The following is a 23,445-nucleotide window of genomic DNA, read 5'->3' as shown; positions in this document are numbered from 1 at the left end:
TATCGACTCACCGGTCACTGAGTAGACGTTGCACAGCCGACGGATGTGAGGTCCGAATGAATTATTTCGGGAGCCGCTAATCGGCGCGATCGTCTTTCGCGTACGAGCCGGGTCAGCTGCCCGGCGCCGACCAATGCACCACCTTCACGGCGGTCATCTCGTCGAGAAGTTCAGGCCCGAAACCGAATCCGGTTCCGCTGGCGCGCCGCGGTTCCGAGGCCCCGCCCGGGGCACCGCCGAACACGGCGTTGATCTTGACGGTGCCCACCGGAAGGGCGCGCCACGCCTCCTGCGCATGGGCCATGTCGGCGGTCAGTACGGTGGCGGCCAGTCCGTACCGATCATCGGCCGCCTCAGCCAACGCGGCACCGAAATCGGTCACGACGCGCACCGGCGCAATCGGACCAAACGTCTCCTCGCGCATGACCGCCATGTCGGATGTGCAGCCGGTCAGCACGGTCGGCGGATAGAACGAGCCCGGCTCGAGATCCGGTTCACCGCCGACCACCACATGTGCGCCGCGTTGCCTAGCGTCTTCGACGTGGGCATGGACGTGGTCGCGGTGACGTTCGTCGACCAAGGGCCCGATCCGCTCGGCCCAGGAGGTGGCCTCGTCGATCAACGCGTTGACGAACGCGTCGGCGATGGGTTGCACGACGTAAATCCGCTCGACGGACACGCAGATCTGTCCCGCGTTGGCGAAGGCGCCAAGTGCGGCCTGGCTGGCCGCCCACACCGGATCCACGTCCGCGTCGACGATCAACGCATCGTTGCCGCCGTTCTCCAGCAGCGCCTTGGCGCCGCGTTGCGCACATGCCCGTGCAATCTTTCGCCCAGTCACACTGCCGCCGACGTGCGCGACCACGTCGACCAGCTCGGCGGCGGCCAGGTGGGCGCCGACCGCGCCGTCGCCATTGACTATCTGCAAGACGCCTTCGGGTAGCCGCGCGGCCAGAAGCTCGGCGAAGCGCCTACCTGTCTGGGGGCAACGCTCACTTGGCTTGTGCACCACCGTGTTTCCCGTGACCAGGGCCGCGCCGAGAAGGCCGGCGGCCACTGCGATCGGATCGTTCCATGGGGTCAACACGGCCACCACTCCGCGAGGCTGCGGAACCATGAGATCAGTGGCCGTCCATCCACCCTGCAGACTGCGCCCGCGGTGCAACGGCCCGAGCTGCGCGTATTGCAACAGGGTGTCGACTCCGGCGTCTACGCCCCCACGCGCGTCGGCGCGCGACTTTCCCGTCTCCCGCTCGGTGAGTTCGGCCAGCTCATCAGCGGCGTCGCGAACATCGGCCGCCGCCGCCGCGATCGCCCCCGCCCGTTCGGCGGGCGAAGTGCGGGCCCAGGAGTCGGCGGCGTCGGCGGCGCGCCGAATTGCCTCATCGCACTCGGCCGGCCCGGTGACGGGGACCTGCGTGGCGGTGTCGCCGGTCCGGGGGTCCAGAACGCTGATGATCTTCGTCATGGTTGAGGCCACGCCAGTGGATACCCGATCCGCGCCCGACAAACCGGCCCGGCCCGATACGTAGCCTGCACCCGGGGCCGGGAGCGCCCCGGCGCGAGTAACAGAGCGCTCGCTCTGTTATTGTGGGCGAATGCCACGCCCCCGCATCCATGATCCCGACGGGGTGCTCGACGCCGTCGAAGAGCTGGTGGCGCGGTCAGGCCCGACCGCGGTGACCATCCGAGCCATCAGTGACGCGGTGGGTGTGTCCAATGGCGCTGTGTACCATACGTTTACGTCTCGGGGCGGATTGATGGGCCACGCTTGGCTGCGGGCGGGTCGGCGCTTCTTGGCGGTGCAGACGTCGCTCGTCGACCAAGCGATGGCCGGTGACGGCCCCGGTGGCCCCATCGATGCCGTGGTGGCCGCCGCCGAAGCGGCGGTGGTGTTCGCCGAGCAGTACCCCGGCTCGTCGACGCTCGTGTTGCGGGTGCGCCGCGAGGATGTGCTCGCCGACGATGTTCCCGACGATGTTGCCGGTGAGCTGCGGCAGCTCGACAAGCTGCTCGTGGCGTTGCTGGTGCGCCTTGCCGTCGCGGTGTGGGACCGCAAGGACGCGGCGGCGGTGGACACGATAACCAGTTGCGTCGTCGATCTGCCCACCGCGCTGCTGTTGCGCCGCGACCGGCTTGGGAGCACCACGACCCGCGCGCAGCTACACGCAGCCGTGCGCGCGGTGCTCGCGGTGGGGCCTTCTCCGCCGCGACACCGGCGCGCATGACCGAACTTCCGAGATATCAACGCAACTCAAGGAGACACACATGCCCGTGACATTGGACTACGCCGACAAAATCGCCATCGTTCGCCTCGGCGAGGACGAAAACCGTTTCTCGCCAACATTTCTGGACGAGATCGATCAAGCGCTCGACCAGGCCGTCGCAGACGGCGCCCAGGCACTGGTCACCACGGCCGGTGCAAAGTTCTACTCCAACGGCCTGGACCTGGACTGGCTGAGCGCCCACGCCGACCAGGGACAGTGGTACATCGGCCGGGTGCACCGGCTGCTGGCACGCATGCTCACCCTGCCCCTGCCGACCGCGGCCGCCGTGGTGGGTCACGCGTTCGGCGCCGGCGCAATGCTGGCCATCGCGCATGACTTTCGCGTGATGCGCGCCGACCGCGGATACTTCTGTTTTCCCGAGGTCGACATCCGCATCCCGTTCAACCCCGGCATGGCCGCGCTCATCCAGGCCAAACTCACTCCTCGCGCCGCGGTCGCCTCGATGACCACCGGCCGACGCTTCAGTGGCCCCGATGCGGAGGAATTCGGCATCGTCGACGCCAGCTGCGCCGACGGCGCGGTCACCGACGCGGCCCTCGACGTGCTGCGACCGCTGCAGGGCAAGGACCCCGGCACGCTGGGGGCGATAAAGCAGACCATGTTCGACCGCGCGGTGCGCGCGCTCACCGATGACCAAGACGGTTCGCATTAACGGCTGCTGGACACCGCACGCGTTCCTGTATGGTCAGCGATGTCTGCCGGCGCAAGGGAACAGAGGGCTTTGGATGGCAAACAGGCTCCTGGACAACGACTTCACCTCCCCTCACGTCCTGGACCCCGGCCTTCGCAAGGTGGCGCGGTTCGTGCCCCGCGGCTACGCCCTGCACCGCGGCCTGAAGGTTCAGCGCGCCGTCATGAACCTGATGGGCAATGCGGGACGCCTGCGCGCCGTGCCCGTCGCCGCGGTCAACCAGCACGTGAGCGTTCGTCTGCATCGTCCGGCCGGCCTTCCCGACCGTGCGGCCGCGCTGCTGTGGATCCACGGCGGCGGCACCATCATGGGTCACGCGGCCCAGGACGATAAATACCTGCGTAAGCTCTCGCAGCGCACCGGATTCGCGATCGCGGCGGTGGAGCACCGGCTGGCCCCGGAACATCCCTACCCGATCCCGGTCGAAGATTGCTATGCGGCGCTGCTGTGGCTGGCCCGTCAGCCATGGGTGGACGCGGATCACGTCGCCATCGGAGGGGCCAGCGCCGGTGGGCATTTTGCGGCCGCGGTGGCTCAGCGGGCGCACGACCGCAATGATGTCCGAGTCGCCTTCCAGATGCTGGTCTACCCGATGCTCGACGATCGCACCGGCGCCAAACGCGACGGCGCCCGGCGCATCATGTGGACCGAATCCGACAATCAACTGGCCTGGAAGTGGTACCTCAACGGGGCCGATCCCGAAGAGGCCGCACCGGCTCGTCGCAAGGATCTGTCCGGGCTGCCGCCCGCCTGGATCGGTGTGGGCACGCTGGACCTCTTCTATCAGGAGAGCCTGGAATACGCGCGGCGCCTGCGCGAGGCGGGAGTGCGGGTGCAGGAGGAGATCGTTCCGGGCGCGTTTCATGCGTTCGATCAACTCGCCGAGAAGGCACCCATCTCGACGAGGTTCTTCGACAGTCAATGCGATTATTTGCGGGGCGCGCTTACGCCGAGTGGATAAGCGCCATCGCTTGGTCGCATCGTCCGCAACAGCTCATCGAATCATGTTGCAGGTCAGGGTTTTACGTGCCGGGTGACGTCTCGGCCCAGGCCGCAGGGTTGATAAGTCGACCTTTGCTGCGGGCACCAAGCACCGGACCACCCGGCCCCGACGTGACACCTTTTGACTGCAAAGTGTGCACAAGGTGCAACTATATGAGTATGGCCAATCCCGTAGGGCTGCGAGAGCGCCGTCGTCGCCAGACGAGCGCCGACATCCGCGACGCCGCGGTGCGCCTCACGTTGGAACGCGGATTCGACAAGGTCACCGTCGACGAGATCTGCGCCGAAGCCGGAATCGCCACCCGCACCTTTTTCAACTACTTCCCCAACAAAGAATCCGCCCTCGCCTATGGCCCCTCGGACATACCGCCGGAGTTGGTGGCAGATTTCGTCGCCGCCGGCCCCGCCCCCTACTCGGTCGTGCTGGCGGAGCTGATCACCTTGGCCGCCCACCACCTGCGCGACGTGCCCCCGCGGCGCGAGCACGCGGCCCACATGCTCGAACTCGCCAAGACCTCCCCCGCCGTGCTGGCGGCGTTCCTCGCCGACCTGGAGCGTTTTCAAAACCAGCTGACCGACATCATCGTGCGTCGCCAGGCGATGCAACCCGACGACGAGATGGCTGCGCTGATTTCGGCGCTGGCGCTGACCGCGGTACGGTCCGGTATCGAAAAGTGGGCCAGCGGCGAGGCAAATGAAACCGCCGACACGCCGATGCCCTATGTTGAGCGGGCCGCCGCGCTGGTGAACAGCATCTTCACGGAGTGATTTGAAACACCAGTAGCAAATGTTGCATGCACTGCAAGATATGCACATCATGTACTATGCGCTGGTGGCGGTACGCGGGGAGGCTTCAGCAACAAGGCGAGCCGGGTATCGACGCCGGGGACGTCAACCGGTGTGGGTGGGCAGCATTCACCGCGTTTGACGCTCCAGCGCGCGCGAACCGTAGCAATCGACGTAATTCGTTGTTGAGCAATGCGACTTGTGGGCACTCACCTGCCCACGACCTCCGGTCGCGCAAACGCTGATCCACGTCACCACCGCGTGCCGGGGAAGGGTCACCTAGGTGCAGATATCGAGACTTGTGCGCAACGCCTGGTTGCCGCTGTTGATCGTGGCGGTCGTGCTGGTCGGCGGGTTTGCCGTCGTTCGGGTCAAGTCGTTCTTCGGCGCGCACGACACGGGCATCATGACCAGCCCGCGACTCGATGACTCGAAGCCGTTCAAACCCAAGGTAGTCAAGTACGAGGTATTCGGCTCGGCCAGCCAGGCCAACGTGAACTACTTGGACCTGTCCGCCGACCCCAGGCGCGTCGACGGCGCGCCGCTGCCATGGACGCTGGTCTTGAGCACCACCGCGCCCTCGGTCTTTCCGAACCTGTCAGCGCAAAGCGACGGCAACTCCCTCGGTTGCCGCATCACCATCGATGACGAAGTCAAGGACGAGAACCTTACCCACGGCGTGCACGCCCTGACCTTTTGCATGGTGAAATCCGCATGAGCACAACGCTAAACGACGCCCGTACCGACACCATTCCCGTCGTCGACGAACCCGTGCGAGACAAGATCCCCCGGCTCATCCGGACGCTCGCCGTGCCGATCATCTTGGGCTGGATCGCGATCATCGCGGTGCTCAACGTCTCCGTCCCCCAGCTGGAGGAGGTCGGCAAGATGCGCTCGGTGTCGATGGCCCCCGACGACGCGCAGTCGGTGGTCGCGACCAAGCGCATGGGCGCGGTGTTCAACGAGTACAAGTCAAACAGCTCGGTCATGATCGTCCTCGAGGGCCAGAATCCCTTGGGGGCGGATGCGCACGCCTACTACGACTTGATCGTCAAGAAGCTCGACGCCGACACGAAACACGTTGAACACGTCCAGGATATGTGGAGCGATCCACTGACCGGAGCGGGCGCGCAGAGCAACGACGGCAAGGCCGCCTACGTCCAGGTCTACCTCGCCGGTAACCAAGGCGAGGCCTTGGCCAACGAGTCGGTGGAATCCGTCCAAAACATCGTCAAGAGCGTGCCCCCACCCAAAGGGGTGAAGGCCTACGTGACGGGACCTGCAGCACTGTCAGCGGACCAGCACGAGGCCGGCGACCGCAGCATGCAGCTGATCACGGCCGCCACGTTCACCGTGATCATCGGCATGTTGCTGTTGGTCTATCGATCGGTCGTCACCGTTTTGCTCACGCTGGTGATGGTGGTGCTCGAGCTGTCGGCCGCGCGCGGAATGGTCGCGTTCCTGGGCCATTTCAAGCTCATCGGGCTCTCCACGTTCGCCACGAACTTGTTGGTCACCTTGGGGATCGCGGCCGCCACCGACTACGCGATCTTCTTGATAGGCCGCTATCAGGAAGCCCGCGCCATCGGCGAGACCCGCGAAGAGGCGTATTACACCATGTATAAGGGCACCGCCCACGTGGTGCTCGGGTCTGGCTTGACCATCGCCGGCGCTACATTCTGCCTGCACTTCACCAACCTGCCGTATTTCCAGACGCTGGGCATTCCGCTAGCCATCGGCATGGTGGTCGTGGTCGCAGCGGCCCTGACGCTCGGTGCGGCCGTCATCGCGGTGGCCACGCGTTTCGGCAAGACCCTCGAACCCAAACGCACGCAACGGATTCGCGGATGGCGCAAGATCGGCGCGCTGGTCGTCCGCTGGCCCGGTCCGATCCTGGTGCTGACGATCGGGGTCGCGCTGGTGGGCTTGCTGACCCTGCCGGGCTACCGCACCAACTACAACGACCGCAAATACTTACCGACGGACCTGCCAGCCAACGAGGGCTATGCGGCCGCGGACAGGCACTTCTCGCAGGCGCGGATGAATCCCGAGGTGCTGATGATCGAAAGTGACCACGACCTGCGCAACTCGGCGGATTTCCTGGTGATCGACAAGATCGCCAAGACCATCTTCCGGGTCCCGGGGATCGGGCGCGTGCAGGCGATCACCCGTCCGCAGGGCACGCCGATCGAGCACACATCGATTCCTTTCCAGATCAGCATGCAGGGCGTCAGCCAGCAGATGAACCAGAAGTATCAAGAAGATCAGATGGCCGACATGCTGCACCAGGCCGACATGATGCAGACGACCATCGACAGCATGGAGAAGATGTCGAGCATCACCGCGCAGATGGCCAACGACATGCATGTGATGGTGAAAAAGATGCATGACATGACCATCGACATCAATGAATTGCGCGACCACATGGCCGATTTCGAGGACTTCTTCCGCCCGATCCGCAGCTACCTCTACTGGGAAAAGCACTGCTATGACATCCCCGTCTGCTGGTCGCTTCGCTCGGTCTTCGACGGCCTGGACGGCATCGACACGATGACCGACGACATCCAGAGCCTGCTGCCGATCATGGATCATCTCGACACCCTGATGCCTCAGATGGTGGCGCTGATGCCTTCCATGCTCGAGAACATGAGGGCGATGAAAACGACGATGCTGACGATGTATTCGACCCAGAAGGGGCTACAGGACCAGCAGAAAGAGGCGCAGAAGAACTCCAGTGCCATGGGCAAGGCGTTCGACGCCTCGAAGAACGACGACTCGTTCTACCTGCCCCCGGAGACCTTCAATAACAAAGAGTTCAAGAAGGGCATGAAGAACTTCATCTCCCCCGACGGGCACGCCGTGCGGTTCATCATCAGCCATGACGGCGATCCGATGTCACCGGAAGGCATTTCGCACATCGGGGCGATCAAGAAGGCAGCCTACGAAGCACTGAAGGGCACTCCGCTGGAGGGCTCCAAGATCTACCTCGCGGGCACCGCGTCGATCTATAAGGATCTCAGCGACGGCAATACCTACGACCTGTTGATCGCCGGGATCGCTTCGCTGTGCCTGATCTTCATCATCATGTTGCTCATCACACGGGGGGTGGTGGCGTCGGCGGTCATCGTGGGAACCGTCTTGCTCTCGCTCGGCGCGTCCTTCGGGCTTTCAGTGCTCATCTGGCAGCACCTCGTCGGCATCGAGCTGCACTGGATGGTGCTGGCGATGTCGGTAATCATCCTGCTGGCCGTGGGCGCCGACTACAACCTGCTGCTGGTGGCGAGGTTCAAGGAAGAGATTCACGCCGGCCTGAACACCGGCATCATCCGGTCGATGGGCGGCACCGGTTCGGTGGTGACGTCGGCGGGGCTGGTGTTCGCCTTCACGATGATGACCATGGCGGTCAGCGAGCTGACGGTCATCGGCCAGGTCGGCACCACGATCGGGCTGGGTCTGCTCTTCGACACCTTGATCGTGCGGTCGTTGATGACACCGTCCATCGCCGCGCTGCTGGGCAAGTGGTTCTGGTGGCCGCAACGGGTGCGCCAGCGCCCGGTTCCATCGCCCTGGCCCAAGCCGGCCAAGGACGCCGAATTGGTTACCGCCGCTAGGTGACCCAATCCGGCTGAGCGTCGGTCTCGACGTTGGAGAAGTCCTTGTGGCCCAGGCCGGCGGTGGTCCCGCCGTCCACGACGAACTCCGAGCCCGTGGAGTAGCTGGACTCGTCGCTGGCCAAATAGACAACGAGGTTGGAGACCTCGACGGGCTGGGCCGCCCGGCCCAGCGCGGTCTGGAAGATGTCGTCGGGAACCCAATCGGTCATCGGGGTCTTGATGAGTCCGGGGTGGATTGAGTTGACCCGGATTCCGCTCGGACCCAACTCGAGTGCCGCCGACTTGGTCAAGCCCCGCACGGCGAATTTGGTTGCGGTGTAACCGTGGCAGGCGATGGTGCCGGCCATGCCTTCGATCGAGGAGATGTTGATGATCGATCCGCGGCCCGCTTCCTTCATGGGTTTCACGACGGCGCGGATGCCGAGGAACACGCCCGTCAGATTGATGTCGAGGATCCGCTGCCACTCCGAGAGCGCGTAATCCTCCAGGGTGCCGATGTTGATGATGCCGGCGTTGTTGACCAGCACATCGAGGCGGCCGAACTCGCTCAGCGCGGTGGCCACCGCCGCATCCCAATCATCGGGCTTGGTCACGTCGAGGTGCAGGTAGCGGGCGGAGTCACCGACCTCGGACGCGACCGCCTTGCCCTCGTCGTCGAGGATGTCCCCGAAGACGACCTTGGCTCCCTCGGAGACCAGCGACCGCACGTGCGATGCGCCCATCCCCCGGGCCCCGCCGCTGATCAGGGCGACCTTTCCCGCCAACCGTTCTGCCACTGCGTTTCTCCTCCTCGTGTGGGTTCGCCTAAGCACCATACGTACCGGAGGCTATGTATGGCCATAGCCAAAACGGCGCGGACACACCACAACTAGGCCGGATGAGCCCGTCGGGTCAGGAGTCGTACCCCCGCAGCAGCGCCCGCGTGCGTGCCCGGCCCTCCGGCGACGGATCGAATGCCGCGGCGACGTACTCGTCGACACCCGCGGCACGCAGTTCGTCGAGCCGGCCGCGGACCGTATCCTCGTCGCCGATGATGGCGGCATCCTCCGGCCCCGCGTAGCCCTCGCGGTCGAGCATCGCGCGGTAGGACGGCAGCTGGCCGTAGATGGCGAACTGTTCGGCCGCCTGCTTGCGGGCGGCGTCGACATCGTCGGTGACGCTGACGGGTAGCGACGCCGCGACCCGCGCCTCCCCCTCGCGCCCCGCATCCGCGGCCGCCTGCCGCAGCGTCGGGCCGACATGCTCGGCCAACGTCCTGGGCCCCGTCATCCAGGTGCAGGTGCCCGCCGTGCGCCGCCCGGCGATCTTGAGCAGCTGCGGGCCCAGCGCCGCGATGTACACGTCGGGCCGGGGTGCGCCCGAGATCATCAGCGCGCCGCGGGTGGTCACCGTTTCTCCGGCCGAGGCGGCGGGTTCACCGGCCAGCAGGGGCAACAGGCCGTCGAGGTATTCGTTCAGCCTGCGCACCGGCTTGTCCCACGGGATGCCCCACATCCCCTCGGTGACCGCCTGATGGGTCATGCCGAGCCCGAGCGTGAACCGGCCACCCGAGGCCAAGCTCAGCGTGAGGGCGCGCTGCGCCATGAGCATCGGATGCAGATTCTGAATCGGCACCACACCGCTGGCCACCTCGATCGTGTCGACCTCGTGCAACGCGATAGCCACGACGGTGAGAAGGTCTGGCTCATAAGGCAATTGGCTCATCCACACGCGTTTGAAGCCCTCGTCGCGCAGCATCGCGAGGTTCGCGATCGTCGCGTCGATCGGCGATTGGTCGCCCGATCCGCTCAGTTGGCCGAACATAGAAACCTGCATGATCAACACGCTCCTTCGCGTCTCCGGGAAGGTTATCGCCATCCGCCCGGGCGTTCGCAACCAGCTCTGGGGCCAGGGGCGCCGAACCCGGCTCAGCCGACGATGTCGAAAACCGCCGCGGCGGAGGTGACCGCCTTGTCGGCGTTGCCCTCATCGTGCAGCAGCATGCGCACGCCGACGCGTCCGGATCCACCGGGGTGTGCCGTGCCCTCGACCCGGAAGGGCCCCACCTTGCCGCGGGACATGAACATCACGTGCCAGCTGACCACCTGCAGCTTTGTCGTTCCCGCCACCTCCGCGGCGAGGTCGATCGCCGCGGTCTCGAGAACGACGTGCTGGGGCCCGATGTGCAGCGCGGCGTCCGGCGACGCGAGTTCGGTACTGAGCTCGGGCAGTATCCAGTGGCCGTCTTGGCGCCGGCTGGCGCCGAAGGCCTGCCACAGCGGCGGTAGATCGGGTGAGTCCTCGACCACCAGCTCGGTGCCCGAAACATCCATCCGGTCCAGGCCTTCCGGCGGGATGCCGATGATCGCTCCCTGCCCCTCGTTGAAGGCGATGACCCGGCTGGGGTTGTCGGCGTCGACGATCGTGCAGCGGCCGTAACCCATGGTGCGGCCCTGGTGCACGATGCCCGAGCCGACGATCTCGATCCTGGTGACGTCGTATCCGGGGTCGACGATCTGTACCGACGCAATCACCGGATTGGGAACCGCGACCATGTCGGTCTGGCAGCCCTCCGGGGAGGATATGGCCAACGGCGCCACCATGATTCCGCCGGCGTCGTTGCGCATGTCGCGGCGAATGGCGACGGTGTCATCGGTCTCGCCCAAATTCATCGCCGAGTGTTTGCGACCGATGTAGCGGTAGCTCAGCAGGCCCGTCCAACGCCGGTACAGTTCCTCGCGGTAGGCGTCGGAATCACCCATCAACTCCCGGATGTCACGAAGTTGGCCGCTCAATTCCGTTCTCCTCCCTAGCTTTTGCCGCGCCGCACCTGATTGAACGGCACACCGCGGTCGTCGGCGCGCTCGCGCGGGAAGTTCAGCACCCGCTCGCCGATCACGTTGCGCGCCATCTCGGTGGTACCGCCGCCGATGCTGGCGGTCTGACGGCCCAGATAGCGCGTCCCGATATCGAGCAGCCCGGCGTCGTCGACCACGGCCGCCGAGCCGGCGACGGCCAAGGCGGTATCGGTCTCGACGTCATGCACCTCGGCCATGTAGAGCCGGATGATCGATCCCGCGGCCGGCGGCAGGGATCCGCCGGCGACGGCGTGAAAGACGTGCTCGCTGAGTTGGCCGTGCACGGCCCGGTGCACCAGGGCCCGGCCGATCATCTCCTGAAGTCGTAGATTGCCGGCCTGGGCCGTCTTTTCGAGCAGGGAGACCAGGTCGACGGAGACGTCGTGGGCCTCGGCGATTCCCGGCCCACTGGTGTACTCCGAGCCATCACCCATCGTGCGCCGCTCGTGGTACAGCTGGCGCGACGCGACGTCCCACCCTTTGCCCGGTTCTCCGACCACAGCGTCGTCGCCCACGTCGACGTCGTCGAAGAACTCCTCGCAGAATTCGATGGAGCCGTTGACCTGCCGGATGCGGTTGATGGTGACTCCGGGATGCTGCAGCGGCACCAGGAACATCGTCAGCCCGTCGTGTTTGGGAACCTCCCAGTTGGTCCGTGCCAGGCACAGGCCGTAGTCGGCGGCGAAGGCCCACGTGCTCCAGGTCTTGGCGCCGTTGATGATCCACCGGCCGTTGCGGCGCTCGGCGCGGGTGATGACGCCCGCCAGGTCGGATCCCCCGCTCGGCTCGGACAGCAGCTGCACCAGCACCTCGTCACCGCGCAGGGCGGCCGAAATGTGCTGACGCTTCTGCTCCTCGCTGCCCATATCGAGAATCGTTGCGCAGCAGATGGCGAAGGACGGCACGTTGAGCAGCAGCGGAGTCTCGTAGGCCTGGGATTCGGCGTCGAACGCCTTCTTGTACTCGTAGCTCAGCCCCAGCCCGCCATACTCGCGCGGGAAACAGATCCCGGCGAATCCGCCGTCCCACAGCAGCTTTTGCAGTTCTCGGGCCCGGCGCCACGATGGCAGCTCATCTCGCTCCAGCTGTGCCGCCTTGGCCGGATCGAGTCGGGGCATGTTCGCGGCCAGCCAGGCCCGGGCCCGGCTCCGGAATTCCTCGACCGATTCGGACGTCACCGGATGGCCTCTCATTCGAGCGTCGACCTTGTGCTGGGCGACTGTACAGCAACCGTCACACGGCTGTATAGGTCGGCGTCCTACGAACCGTTCAGCTTCACCGCGGCGCGAATGAGCGCCGTCAACGCCTTCTCGTCGAGCTCGTCACCCTCGTGGAAATCGATGGCGCGTCTGGTGTTGCCGTCGAGGCTGGAATTGAATAGACCCGCGGGATCCGGCAGCGACGCGCCCTTGGCGAAGGTCATCTTGACGACGTTCTTGTACGTTTCGCCGGTGCAGATCATCCCGTCGTGATACCAGACCGGAACGCCCCGCCACTTCCACTCCTCGACCACTTGCGGGTCGGCTTTCTTGATCAGTTTCCTGATGCGAGCGAGCATTTCGCCGCGCCAATCCCCCAAATCCTTGATCCTGGCGTCGATCAGCTCGGCGGGAGATGCGGCTGCGGCGCCGTCCTTCGGGTTCGCCACCGTGGCCCCTTTCGATGAGGTTGTCGCTTGCCGGACCGTACCTCAACGGATGGTGCTCGCCCGGCCCACCCGGCACGACCCCGTATCCAGCACCAGCTTTGTGCGCAAGTAATCTGCGGTCGATCACTATGACCGACACGCACCCCTTCGACGAAGCCCTCCAGCTCGACCGGATCGGGGCCGACCTCCGGCGCGGCCGCACGCACCCGGAGTGGGCAAACATGGTCGGGCCGTTCGGCGGGATCACGGCCGCCGCCATGCTGCGCGCGGTCGAAACACACCCCGACCGCATCGGGGAACCGCTGGCCCTGACCGTCAACTACGCGGCTCCCATCGCCGACGGCGACTTCGACCTGGCGCTGCGGGCCCCGCGCACCAACCGCACCAATCAGCACTGGATCGTCGAGCTGAGCCAGGACGGCGTGGTCAAGACGACCGCGACCGCGATCTTCGCGATCCGGCGAGAGAGTTGGGCCGACACCGAGAGCCGCCCGCCGAGCGCGCCGCCACCCGAACAGTTACCCGCCGTCGATCCGGGCCTCGTCCGATGGACCGGCCTCTACGACATGCGCTACGTCGAAGGCGCGATGCCCGGCAAAGGCGGGGACGCCAGCCCCTCGTCGACCTCGACCCTGTGGGTGCGCGACGGCGCGGGACGCCCGGTCGACTACCCGGCGCTCGCCGCGCTGTGCGACATCTTCTACCCGCGGGTGTTCCTGCGCCGCGGCGGCTTCGTCCCGTCCGGGACCATCTCGTTGACGACGTATTTCCACGCCGATCAGTCCCAGCTCGACGCCCTGCACAACGACTTCGTGCTGGCCACCGCGCAGGCGAACCGCTTCACCCGCGGTTATTTCGACCAGAGCGCGCACGTGTGGACCGCCGACGGCGGGCTGCTGGCGACCACCCATCAGATCGTCTACTTCAAGGGCTGACGGGTTTACACTTCGGCAGTGAAACGTCACGCGTCGGCACTTGCGGAAGGGATCGAGCGGCTATGACAGAGCGCGCGCAGGGCCTGCTCGCCGAGACGCTGCCGGCGATCGAGTCCATCAAGCAGCTCAAAGCGCGCTACTGCCGCTACCTGGACACCAAGGACTGGGCGGCGTGGCGGACGATCTTCGCCGACGACTTCGTCAGCGACACCTCCGAAGCCGGCGGCAAGGTGATCGCGGGCGCCGACGAGTTCGTGGCGTTCACCCGCCGGGCCCTTGGCCGCCCGACGCAGCCCACGGCTCACCAGGTGCACACCCCCGAAATCGAGCTCACCTCGGCCACGACCGCGCGCGGAATATGGGCGCTGCAGGACGTCGTCCGATTCGGGCCCGGGGTAACCTTGGTCGGCTACGGCCACTACCACGAAACCTATGAGATCATCGCCGGCCAGTGGCTTATCAAGAGCTCCAAGCTAACTCGACTCCGCGAGGACATCGTGACGCCGTTCTTCTCGATCTACGTCTCCCCTCGACTCCGCACGGCGATCGGCAAGCTCGCCGAACGGCTGATGGAGCGGTGACGCGCCCATGACCGTCGACACCGTTTTGGTCACCGGCGCCTTCGGGCAAGTCGGTAAGCGTTGCACGCAGATCCTGCTCGATCGCGGCCGAACCGTGGTCGCGATGGATCTGCGCAACGACAACACGGTCGCCGTCGAAAAAGAACTCGCGGCCGGCGCGCGCCCGGGGACGTTGATACCCGCGTACACCGACCTGCTGGATGCCGAGGCCGTCAACGCTCTCATCGCCACTCATGAGCCCGGGGCCGTCGTTCACCTGGCCGCTATCGTGTCCCCGCCGTCCTACCGCAATCCCGGACTGGCCCGCCGCGTCAATGTCGGTGGCACCGAGAACCTGTTGAACGCCTGCGCCGCGCTCCCACGCCCGCCGCTGTTCCTCATGGCGTCCAGCGCCGCGGTGTATGGATCTCGCAACCCCTACCGTCAGCCGGAGCGGATCACGCCGGACACGCCGGTGAACCCCGTCGACCAATACGGGCAGGACAAAGTCCTTGCCGAGGCGGCGATCCGTGGCAGCGGCCTGCCGTATGCGCTCTACCGACTTGCCGGCGTCATCTCGCCGGACACGCAGGCCGGTATCAACGGCGACTACCTCACCCTGATGCGTTCGATGCCCAGCGACAACCGGATTCATGCGGTGGATGCGCGTGACGTGGCGCTGGCATTCGCCAACGGCGTCGACCGCAAGGACTCCATCTCCGGCAAGGCCCTGCTCATCGGCGGCAACGAAACGTATGTGCTGCTCCAGCACGGCCTCCAGGACGACCTGATGCGCGCGGCCGGCCTGGGACCGCTCGGCCCCTCGGCCGGCCTGCCGGGCGACCCGGCCGACGACCGCGGCTGGAGCTTCACCGGCTGGTACGACACCACCGAAGCGCAAGCGCTGCTGGACTTTCAAGAGCACGACTGGAACCAGACACTGGCGTGGCTGGCCGAATCGCAGGGCCACCTGCGGATCGTGCTGCGACTGCTTGGCCCGGTGCTACGCCCGGTGCTGCGGGCCGTTTTGATTGTGCAGCGCCGGCTGGAGGGACGCGGCCCCTACGCCGACCCGTGGTCACTGATCGAAAAAACCTACGGCCCAGCGGCATTGGCCAGCGTCGACTAACGCGACGCGCACCGGGCGGCGGCTACGGGGCGCCGCTAGCGATCGATCCACGCCATTTGCGCCTCGGCGTGATGGCCCCCTGCGGGCGGGGTGAGCCGATCGAGCCTGGCCAGTTGATCGGCGGTGAGCTCGATCGCGTCGGCGCCGACATTCTCTTCCAGACGCGTAACCCGCTTGGTGCCCGGAATGGGCACGATATCAGGGCCTTTCGCCAACAACCATGCTAAGGCGACCTGAGCCGGCGTGGCGCCGACGTCCGCGCTGATATCGCGCACCTCGTCGGCGCAGCGCAGGTTGTGCTGAAAGTTTTCGTCGAAGAACCGCGGGTTGGTCTTGCGGTAGTCGGTCTCGGGCAGCTCGTGCGTGGAACGGATTGCGCCGGTGAGAAAGCCACGGCCCAGGGGCGAGTAGGCGACGAACCCGATGCCCAATTCGCGCAGCACCGGCAAGATCTCGTCCTCTTGATCGCGGGTCCACAGCGAGTACTCCGACTGCACCGCCGTGATCGGGTGCACCGCGTGCGCGCGACGAATGTTATCCACCCCGACTTCCGACAGGCCGATGTGGCGGACCTTCCCGGCGGCGACCAGCTCGGCCAGCGCGCCGACGGTCTCTTCGATCGGCGTCTGGCGGTCGAGGCGGTGCTGGTAGTACAGGTCGATGCGATCGGTCGCCAACCGTCGCAGCGAACCGTCCACGGCGATACGGATGTTGGCGGGGCTGCTGTCCAGGCCCTCGCGACCGGTGTGCGAGATCAGACCGAATTTGGTTGCCAGCACCACCTGATCGCGCCGTCCCCGCAGCGCGCGGGCTAGCAGTTCCTCGTTGACGTACGGGCCGTAGACCTCGGCCGTGTCGATCAGCGTCACACCAAGGTCGATGGCGCGATGCACGGTGCGGACCGATTCCGCATCGTCGAATCCGCCGACCGCGTAGGCCACCGACATGCCCATCGCACCCAGGCCGAGGCGACCGACCTGCAACCCGCCGAGTTGAGCCTGTTTCATGGGATGTCTCCTGTTCTGCGGCTGCGCCAGACCCCGCTGGGGGCCGGACGGTACCGTGGCGCTGTGTACCGCGTCGAGCTTCCCCCGATCTGATGAGCCACGCAAACACGACGCGGCCGCCGCGCAATCTGGCGGTCGACTACTACCGCGTGTCCGGCGTGGTGCTCATCGTGCTGGGACACTGGCTGGCCGGGTCGGTCACCTATCACGATGGCCAGTTCGGCCGGCAGAACCCGCTCGTCGACCTGCCCTGGACCCAGTGGCTGACCTGGCCCTTCCAGGCCGTCCCGGCATTCTTCCTGGTTGCCGGTTATGCCGGCGCCGTGTCCTGGACGCACCGCCACGACGCTGAGGGACTTTCGCGGCGGACCTGGATACAGCACCGGCTGGCGCGAGTCCTCGGACCGACCGCGGTGTACATGGCGCTGGTGTCGGTGGTGGTCGTTGCCCTGGGTTTCTGCGGCGTGGCGGGCTCGGTGCTCGAGTACGCCGGCTGGGCGGTGGCCATGCACCTGTGGTTCCTGGCTGTGTACCTGGTTGTCGTGTCGCTGACGCCGATTGCCATTGCCGCACAACGTCGTTGGGGCCTGCTGGTACCGGCCGCACTCGTCTTGGCGGTCGCGGCGGTGGATGTCGCCCGGCTCGCCGGCCATGTGCCGTACCTGAATTGGGTGAACTACCTGTTGGGCTGGGGCACCCTGTATCAGCTCGGGATCGCTTGGCACGGCGGGTCATTGGCCGGCCGCAGACCCGCTCTGCTGGCGGCCGTCTCGTCGGTGGCCCTGGCGTTGCTCGTGTGGCGCAAGGTTTATCCGGTCAGCATGATCGGTGTCCCCGGGCAGACCATCGACAACACGACGCCTCCGACCGTGGCGCTGTTGGCGTTCGGCTGCGCCCAAACGGGGCTTGCGATGGCACTGACGCCCGCGCTGAACCGTGCGCTGCGCGCCATGCGTGTCGAGCGCGTCCTGTCCGTCGCCAACAACAACATCATGGCGCTTTACCTGTGGCACATGATCCCGGTCGTGATCGTCGCGATCGTCGGCTACCCGGCCGGACTCTTGCCGCAGCCGCCCGAGGGTAGCGCGCACTGGTGGCTGGCCCGGCTGGAATGGGTGGTCATCTTGTGCGTCGTGACGGCGGTCGAGATGATGATGTTGTGGTGGGCCCGAAGGCTTTTCGCGGCTCCCTTACCGCTGCTCGGGGTACCGCTCACCGAACGCTGGACCGAACCGGTGATGTTGGCCGGCGCCGCGGCGGCGGCCTACGCCCTGTCCCTGATCGCCGCCGCGGGCTTCGCCCCCGACGGACACTTTCCGTGGCTGACCGCGGCGATCTTCGGCGCCGGAGCGCTGCTGGCGGCATTGCGACCCGCGACCCGGTCCGCACCTCATGCGCTGGACGTGGAGCGGGACCGCAAGGCCTGACCGAGGGCGCCCGTACCGCCAGGAAGCTTTGCCCCGGTGCCGTTGTTACGACGGATATGGCCGCGACGGGATTCCACGAGGGCGAACTCGCGACGCAGCGCCGAGCGGGTGTCGAAGCCGAGGCCGGGCGACTCGAGAGCATGCTTGACTCGTCGGATCTGTCTGACGGCGCCGCACGCTTCCTGGCGTCGCAGCGGTTCGCCGCGCTGACCGGACGCGACCACGACGGCGTCCTCTGGGTCTCGCCGCTGGCCGCGCCACAGGGTTTTCTCCGCGGGCAAGCAGGTGTCTTGCATGTGTCGTCCGCTCCCCGCGACGGCGATCCCCTGTACGAGATCCGGGCCGGCCAGCAAGTCGGGCTGATCGCCATCGACTTCCCCACCCGCCGCAGGTTACGGATAAACGGTGATCTTGTCGGTGCCGACCACGCCAGCATGACCCTGCGCATCGACCAATCGTATGGCAATTGCCCCAAATACATTCACCGCCGCGCGATCGACGTGGCCGGTCTGGCCACCCCTTCGAAACACACCCGCCGCGCAACGCTTCTCGGTCCCGCGGATCAAGCCATGATTGCAAGGTCCGACACGTTCTTCCTGGGCACCACCCATCCCACCCGCGGCAGCGATGCGTCACACCGAGGCGGCCCACCCGGATTCGTCCGAATCGACTCCCCGAACCGGCTGTGGTGGCTGGATTTCCCGGGAAACAACATGTTCAACAGCTATGGCAATCTGGCTGTCGACGACGAAGCCGCCTTGCTGTTCCTCGATTTCGACACCGGCGCCGCTCTGCATGTCAGCGGGACCGCACGGGTGCGGTGGACCACTCCCGGCGCGGCCGGTGACGACGGTGCCGTGGGACGCAATGTCGCCTTCTCGGTCCGCGCCGTGGCAACGCTAGCCGGTCTGGCGACGCAGTGGTAACCGTCCCCGGCGCCGCGCCTAGACCTTGCGCCGCTGCAGCTGCGCGATGATCCAGAACGGCAACGCCACGAATACCGTGCCGCCGATGAGATTACCCACGGTGGTGATCCCGATGTTGGTGAGCAGCCCGTGCGGGCCGAAGCCCCAGCCGATCGCGCCGCGCGGCGCGACCGGGTGAAAGAGGTTGAGCAGCAAGGGAAGACCCAGGAATCCGACATTGGCGATCACGTGCTGGGTGCCGCCGATGACGAACGCGAACGGCCCGTAGAACGCGAACGCCATCCGTGCGACGTCGCTGCGGGCCTTAAAGAACATGCACATCGAGGTCTGCAGGAACCACGTGCACACCACGGCCAGCAGCAGAGCCGTCCAAAAGGGCTGGCCCGCCTTCAGCGTGCCGACGGTGGCCGCTCGTTCGGCGAACGCGCCGAGGTAAGGCCCGCCCGCCGCGGCGCACACCGTGACGAACACCAGCGCGCCGACGATGTTGCCGATGAGTCCGACGGTCACCAACGCGACATAGCCGCGCAGGCTCAGCGTGCGCTTGAGCACGGCGAGAAATCCCGCGGCCATGTCCGCGGTGATCAGCGACATGCCCGACACCAGGATCAAGACGAAGGACATGCCGAAGGCCAGCCCCATCAAAAGGCTTGCCACACCGGGTGTTTTGACGCCGGTGCTCACCACCAGGGCCAGCAGCGCTCCGAAGGCCACCATCACACCGCCCACCAGCGAGCGCATCAGGAATGCCCAGGGATGCGCGGCTTTTTCCACTGCCATGGCCGCGACCCGATCCACCATGGCGCCCACCGACAGTGGCTCGAACGGATCCTCGGGCACGGCGTCGGCCCGGACGCCAGAGGGCAACACGGTCACGTTGTCCGCAACCACAGCATCGCTTCGAAGCTGCGGCGCTTCAGCGTTGATCGTCATCGGGGTTCGCCTTTCCTAAAGGTGTTGATCGCGTTGATGACACCGGCAATGTGATCCTCGCTGAGCTGCTCGCCGTCGAAGACGTGGCTGAGCAGGATCTTGAGGTCGAGCATCTGTTGCAGATAAACCAGGCACGGTGGGCATTCGTCGAGGTGTTTGGCCACGATCGGTCCCCACTGCTGGGGGTCGGAGTCGACGAGATCGTCGACGAGGCGGACGAAGTCGACGCAATCGATGGCGGGGACTGCGTTGTCATGAACGGTCATCGCTGATACCGCTTTTCCAATTCGGCTCTGAGATTTCCCCGGGCGCGGTAAAGCAGTGCCCGCTGCGCCTCGGCGGTCAGTTCGAGAAGCGCGGCCGCCTCGTCGGCTGATGTTCCGACGATGTCGCGCAGGATGACCAGCTGCCGTTGGCGTTCGGGCAACGCATCCAGTGCCGACCGCACGTAGCCGAGCAGTTCGCTCTCGACGGTCCGGTCTTCGGGGAGAAAGCGGCGCGACGGCGGGAGGCTCCAGTGGCCGGCGTCGGGGTGACCGGCGGGGTGCATGCGACCCGACAGCGGGTCGTCGCCCTCGCCGTCGGCGGCCAGCACCTCGTGGTGGCGGATCCGCGATTCCCTGCGCCGGTGCCGGGAGGCGGTGTGTTTGACGATCCCGAACAACCAGGTGCTCACCGACGAACGCCCCTGAAACGAGTCCGAGGACTGCAGCACCTGCACCCACGCCTCCTGCACGGCTTCTTCGGCGACCGTTGCCGAATCCACCATGGTGCGAGCGAAATTCACCATGGGCCGGTGAAAGTCGCGCACCAAGCTGGCCAGCGGAACCCCGCCGACCAGGTATTCGGACTCGGTGCCCTCCGGCGGCACCGCCACCGGAGTCACCATCGACCCGCGCTCAGACGCATCTGGCCAGTTCCCAGCGCAGCTGGCCTTCGGACGGCGACTGGACGGGGATGAACGCCGCCTCGCGATAGCGCCGGCTTGCCGGTGTTCGGCTCGCGTAGCCTTTGCCGCCGGCGGTCCGCACCTCCAAGTCGGCGCTGGCGCTGGACAATTCGGCGGCGGCGAGGCGCAGCGACAGCAACTCCTTCTTGGTGGGCGGCTCGGCCCCTCCGACGGCCGCGGCCAGCTTCGCCAGGGTGGCCTCGGCGGTAACCAGCTGGTCCGCGACGCGGTCGACGTCGTCGCTGAACACGGCGTTGACACCGCCGAGTCCCAGGCGAGCCTGGTCCAGGGCGGTCCGGGTCAGGCCCAGGCACATCGCGGATTGCAGGACAAGGAATGTCGGGCGCACCGACTGCAGGAAGCCCTCGAAGTCGCGCGACAGCACCTGTCCGGCAGGAACGTGCGCGCCGTCCAGGTTCAGGTACGACGAGGCGGTACTGCCCATGGCCAGCAGATCGAAATGCTCACCCACGTTCACCCCGGGCGTGTTCAGCGGCAGCGCGACGATGAGCTTCTCGCCGGTATCGGTGCGCACCGCGGTCACCATCGTGGAGTCGGGATACAGGTTGCTGGCCCACCTGATCGGACCGGAGACCCGGTAACCGCCGGCCACGGATGTGGCGGTCAACTCCACGCTGCCGCAGCCCGCCGCCTCCTTGAACGCCGCGGCCATGCCGGTGACGCCCGGCACCGCTCCCGCTAGGAGCGGCTCGACCGCCGCACTGCTGAATTCGGTTGCGGCGGTGAGCAGATACTCGACCGTCATGCGATGCGCCCACAACGAGAACCCCGTGCTCATGCAGGCCCCGGAAACCGATCGGATCACCTCGGCCATCACCGGAAGCCGGCCGTCGACGTTGCCCGGGGCGCCAATGCCCAGCAGGCCCGCCTCCCCCAGCGCGGCGAAGCTGCGACGGGAGTGGCCCTCGCCGCGGTCCAACGCCGCGGCGTGCCCCCGAATGTCTTCCAGCAGCTCGACATCCAACTGGCCGGCCGCTGTGTCCGTGGTCGTCATCATGTCGCGTGCTTATCCGGTGATCAGAGTCGAGTCGACGGTGACCGGGTTGCGAAACGTGTTCACCACCGGCGACCAGGCGATGGCGTTGTCGTGGATCTCTTTCAGCGTGGCTTCGTCGGCGTCACCGGCCAGGCTCACCGTGCAGCGGACGGCGCTGAACCCCAGGTACTTGCCCTCCGGGGTGTCCCCCACGCCCCACACCGCGGAAATGTCGATGTCGCCTTGCATCTCGACCTCGATCTTGGTCAGCGTCACCCCGCGGTGCGTCGCGTTGGCCAGCAGGCCCACCGAGACGCACGAACCCAGCGCGGCCAACGCGGTCTCCGAGGGATTGGGCGCCGAGTCGTCGCCGAGCAGCGCGGGCGGCTCGCCCACCAGCATCGGCGCCAGGTCCCGGACGTAGGTCATGTTGCGAAAGCCCGCTTCGCACACGGTCTTGGCTTTGAGCGTCTTCCTGCCCGTCTCGGGATTGCTTTTGGCGTTACACGACAGCCGGTCCAGGCCTTCGGCGTCGATGACGAGCGCGTCGGTCATGTGACTTCTCCGTTTCTCGCTGATTGTGCGGGTTCACGGAGTTAGTGCGCGCCGGGCCCCGATGCGTGACGGCGGGTGCGATTGATTTACCGGTCCGACACGAAACGTCACGGGGGTGAAACGTGGCGACCCGGCCGGGCCGTCGGCCGCCGACGAGATTTGCTCAGCTGAACAGGTTTTGCCCGATGTAGTGGCCTTCAGCGGGCGCCGGCGGCACCGCGAAGATAGCTGATCCGATGTGGCGGATGTATTCGTTGAGCAGGTCGTGGGCACCCAGGCGGTTCTGCAGACGAATAAAATCTTGGGGATCTTTTTGATACGAGACGAACAGCAGACCGGCGTTGAGTTGGCCGTTGGCGTCCAGGCCGTCGGTGTAGTTGTACGACCGCCGGCGGATCATGATGCCGTCATTGTTTTCCCGGGCGGCAAGGCCGACGTGGGACATCGGATCGATGAGGGGGTTGCCGTCGGCGCCCTTGGCGGCGAAGTCCGGTGTATCGAACTCGTGCTTGCCGCTCAGCGGCGCCCCTTCTTCTTTGGTGCGCCCGAAGATCCTCTGCTGATTGCCGATCCGGTCGACGTCCCACGTCTCCATCAACATCCGGATCTTGCGGACGACTTGGTAGGTCCCCCCGTTCATCCAGGGCTGGTCGCTGTTGGTGACCCAGACAAACTTGTCGTATTCGGCGTCGGTGGCGATGTTGCGGGTTCCGTCCTTGAATCCCAACAGGTTTCGTGGCGTGTGCTGGCCGGGTCCGGCGGAGGCCCGACCGAACCCGAGCACCGCCCAGAACGGCGAGACGATGTTGCGGCCGAGGCGGGCCAGGTTGCGCACCGCGTGGTAGCAGACCTGGGGATCGTCGGCGCACGCCTGCACGGACAGGTCGCCGCCGTGCAGGCGCGGATCCAGGTTGTCGCCGTTCAGCGGCGGCAGGTCGGTGAACACGGCAGGTCGCCGGGCGGCCAGTCCGAATCGATCACCGAACAGTGACGGGCCCAGCCCGATCGTGACGGTGAGGCTGGCCGGGCTCAGCCCGTAGGCCTCCCCGGTGTCGACGGGAGGCTGCACGTCGACACCGGGCTGCACCGTCCCGACCGGCTTGCCCTGCTGCAGGATCGCGGCGGCGGCCGACCAGCGCGCCAAGAGGGTCTGCAGGTCGG

The 23,445-nt window shown here is 66.4% G+C and carries 24 protein-coding genes; 11 read left to right on the top strand and 13 right to left on the bottom strand.

The window, feature by feature from the left end; genetic code table 11:
- Positions 1 to 112: 112 nt before the first annotated feature.
- The gene (locus A5624_RS05780) at positions 113 to 1,468 is read right to left on the bottom strand and encodes an aldehyde dehydrogenase (RefSeq protein WP_156748849.1); all 1,356 of its coding nucleotides are present in this window, start codon (positions 1,466 to 1,468) and stop codon (positions 113 to 115) included.
- A 130-nt stretch (positions 1,469 to 1,598) separates the two neighbouring features.
- On the opposite strand from A5624_RS05780, the gene A5624_RS05775 reads away from it, so the two are divergent.
- The 6 genes from A5624_RS05775 (at position 1,599) to A5624_RS05750 (ending at position 8,382) form a co-directional block, all read left to right on the top strand.
- Positions 1,599 to 2,228, top strand: a complete 630-nt coding sequence (locus tag A5624_RS05775) for a TetR/AcrR family transcriptional regulator (protein WP_066862938.1) — start codon at positions 1,599 to 1,601, stop codon at positions 2,226 to 2,228.
- A 40-nt stretch (positions 2,229 to 2,268) separates the two neighbouring features.
- Positions 2,269 to 2,940: an enoyl-CoA hydratase/isomerase family protein gene (locus A5624_RS05770; RefSeq protein WP_066862936.1), complete on the top strand. Its 672-nt coding sequence runs from the start codon at positions 2,269 to 2,271 to the stop codon at positions 2,938 to 2,940.
- Between the two features lie 73 nt (positions 2,941 to 3,013).
- Positions 3,014 to 3,940, top strand: a complete 927-nt coding sequence (locus tag A5624_RS05765) for an alpha/beta hydrolase (RefSeq protein WP_066862933.1) — start codon at positions 3,014 to 3,016, stop codon at positions 3,938 to 3,940.
- Between the two features lie 200 nt (positions 3,941 to 4,140).
- Positions 4,141 to 4,749, top strand: coding sequence for a TetR family transcriptional regulator (locus A5624_RS05760; RefSeq protein ID WP_066862930.1), 609 nt, complete (start codon positions 4,141 to 4,143; stop codon positions 4,747 to 4,749).
- Positions 4,750 to 5,050: 301 nt separating this feature from the next.
- Positions 5,051 to 5,485 carry an MmpS family transport accessory protein gene (locus tag A5624_RS05755; protein WP_276310495.1) on the top strand — a complete coding sequence of 145 codons (435 nt, stop codon included), beginning with the start codon at positions 5,051 to 5,053 and terminating at the stop codon, positions 5,483 to 5,485.
- Entirely contained in the window at positions 5,482 to 8,382 is a 2,901-nt protein-coding gene (locus tag A5624_RS05750) for an RND family transporter (protein ID WP_066862920.1), read from the top strand. The genes A5624_RS05755 and A5624_RS05750 overlap by 4 nt, the downstream gene beginning before the upstream one ends.
- Here A5624_RS05750 and A5624_RS05745 read toward each other — a convergent pair.
- The 5 genes from A5624_RS05745 to A5624_RS05725 form a co-directional block, all read right to left on the bottom strand.
- A complete protein-coding gene (locus A5624_RS05745) occupies positions 8,375 to 9,157 on the bottom strand; it encodes an SDR family oxidoreductase (RefSeq protein ID WP_066862918.1) in 783 nt (260 codons plus the stop codon). The two genes, A5624_RS05750 and A5624_RS05745, sit on opposite strands and share 8 nt — an antisense overlap.
- Before the next feature lie 115 nt (positions 9,158 to 9,272).
- Entirely contained in the window at positions 9,273 to 10,196 is a 924-nt protein-coding gene (locus tag A5624_RS05740) for a TIGR03564 family F420-dependent LLM class oxidoreductase (protein WP_066862915.1), read from the bottom strand.
- Between the two features lie 92 nt (positions 10,197 to 10,288).
- A complete protein-coding gene (locus A5624_RS05735; protein ID WP_066862912.1) occupies positions 10,289 to 11,155 on the bottom strand; it encodes a hypothetical protein in 867 nt (288 codons plus the stop codon).
- A gap of 14 nt (positions 11,156 to 11,169) precedes the next feature.
- Positions 11,170 to 12,396, bottom strand: coding sequence for an acyl-CoA dehydrogenase family protein (locus A5624_RS05730; RefSeq protein WP_066862909.1), 1,227 nt, complete (start codon positions 12,394 to 12,396; stop codon positions 11,170 to 11,172).
- Between the two features lie 80 nt (positions 12,397 to 12,476).
- Positions 12,477 to 12,866 (bottom strand): DUF1801 domain-containing protein, encoded by a 390-nt coding sequence (locus A5624_RS05725; RefSeq protein WP_066862906.1) that lies wholly within the window; start codon positions 12,864 to 12,866, stop codon positions 12,477 to 12,479.
- 128 nt (positions 12,867 to 12,994) lie between these two features.
- Here A5624_RS05725 and A5624_RS05720 point away from each other — a divergent pair, with 128 nt between their 5' ends.
- The 3 genes from A5624_RS05720 (at position 12,995) to A5624_RS05710 (ending at position 15,490) form a co-directional block, all read left to right on the top strand.
- Positions 12,995 to 13,801 (top strand): acyl-CoA thioesterase II, encoded by an 807-nt coding sequence (locus tag A5624_RS05720; RefSeq protein ID WP_066862903.1) that lies wholly within the window; start codon positions 12,995 to 12,997, stop codon positions 13,799 to 13,801.
- Between the two features lie 62 nt (positions 13,802 to 13,863).
- Positions 13,864 to 14,382 carry a nuclear transport factor 2 family protein gene (locus tag A5624_RS05715; RefSeq protein ID WP_066862901.1) on the top strand — a complete coding sequence of 173 codons (519 nt, stop codon included), beginning with the start codon at positions 13,864 to 13,866 and terminating at the stop codon, positions 14,380 to 14,382.
- Positions 14,383 to 14,389: 7 nt separating this feature from the next.
- Entirely contained in the window at positions 14,390 to 15,490 is a 1,101-nt protein-coding gene (locus A5624_RS05710; protein ID WP_066862898.1) for an NAD(P)-dependent oxidoreductase, read from the top strand.
- 35 nt (positions 15,491 to 15,525) lie between these two features.
- On the opposite strand, the gene A5624_RS05705 is transcribed toward A5624_RS05710, so the two are convergent.
- Positions 15,526 to 16,497, bottom strand: coding sequence for an aldo/keto reductase (locus A5624_RS05705; RefSeq protein WP_066862894.1), 972 nt, complete (start codon positions 16,495 to 16,497; stop codon positions 15,526 to 15,528).
- Between the two features lie 92 nt (positions 16,498 to 16,589).
- On the opposite strand from A5624_RS05705, the gene A5624_RS05700 reads away from it, so the two are divergent.
- Together A5624_RS05700 and A5624_RS05695 are read left to right on the top strand one after the other, a co-directional pair.
- A complete protein-coding gene (locus tag A5624_RS05700) occupies positions 16,590 to 17,924 on the top strand; it encodes an acyltransferase (protein WP_066862891.1) in 1,335 nt (444 codons plus the stop codon).
- Positions 17,925 to 17,980: 56 nt separating this feature from the next.
- On the top strand, positions 17,981 to 18,850 hold the full coding sequence (locus A5624_RS05695) for a pyridoxamine 5'-phosphate oxidase family protein (RefSeq protein ID WP_066862888.1): 870 nt from the start codon (positions 17,981 to 17,983) through the stop codon (positions 18,848 to 18,850).
- A gap of 18 nt (positions 18,851 to 18,868) precedes the next feature.
- Here the strand turns inward: A5624_RS05695 and A5624_RS05690 are convergent, their stop codons facing one another.
- The 6 genes from A5624_RS05690 to A5624_RS05665 form a co-directional block, all read right to left on the bottom strand.
- The gene (locus tag A5624_RS05690; protein WP_066862885.1) at positions 18,869 to 19,783 is read right to left on the bottom strand and encodes a formate/nitrite transporter family protein; all 915 of its coding nucleotides are present in this window, start codon (positions 19,781 to 19,783) and stop codon (positions 18,869 to 18,871) included.
- Positions 19,780 to 20,049 carry a hypothetical protein gene (locus tag A5624_RS05685; protein WP_066862882.1) on the bottom strand — a complete coding sequence of 90 codons (270 nt, stop codon included), beginning with the start codon at positions 20,047 to 20,049 and terminating at the stop codon, positions 19,780 to 19,782. The genes A5624_RS05690 and A5624_RS05685 overlap by 4 nt, the downstream gene beginning before the upstream one ends.
- Entirely contained in the window at positions 20,046 to 20,672 is a 627-nt protein-coding gene (locus A5624_RS05680) for an RNA polymerase sigma factor (protein WP_066862879.1), read from the bottom strand. The genes A5624_RS05685 and A5624_RS05680 overlap by 4 nt, the downstream gene beginning before the upstream one ends.
- Before the next feature lie 10 nt (positions 20,673 to 20,682).
- The gene (locus A5624_RS05675) at positions 20,683 to 21,750 is read right to left on the bottom strand and encodes an acyl-CoA dehydrogenase family protein (RefSeq protein WP_066862876.1); all 1,068 of its coding nucleotides are present in this window, start codon (positions 21,748 to 21,750) and stop codon (positions 20,683 to 20,685) included.
- Positions 21,751 to 21,759: 9 nt separating this feature from the next.
- A complete protein-coding gene (locus A5624_RS05670; RefSeq protein ID WP_066862873.1) occupies positions 21,760 to 22,284 on the bottom strand; it encodes an OsmC family protein in 525 nt (174 codons plus the stop codon).
- Between the two features lie 163 nt (positions 22,285 to 22,447).
- Positions 22,448 to 23,445 (bottom strand): Dyp-type peroxidase (locus A5624_RS05665; RefSeq protein ID WP_066862869.1); only part of this gene is annotated, 998 nt, incomplete at its 5' end.

It is taken from the genome of Mycobacterium sp. 1482292.6 (assembly GCF_001672995.1).
In the GTDB taxonomy this organism is placed as follows: domain Bacteria; phylum Actinomycetota; class Actinomycetes; order Mycobacteriales; family Mycobacteriaceae; genus Mycobacterium; species Mycobacterium europaeum_A.
Note: the sequence above shows the minus strand (reverse complement) of the source record. Positions and strands in the feature narration are given on the sequence as shown.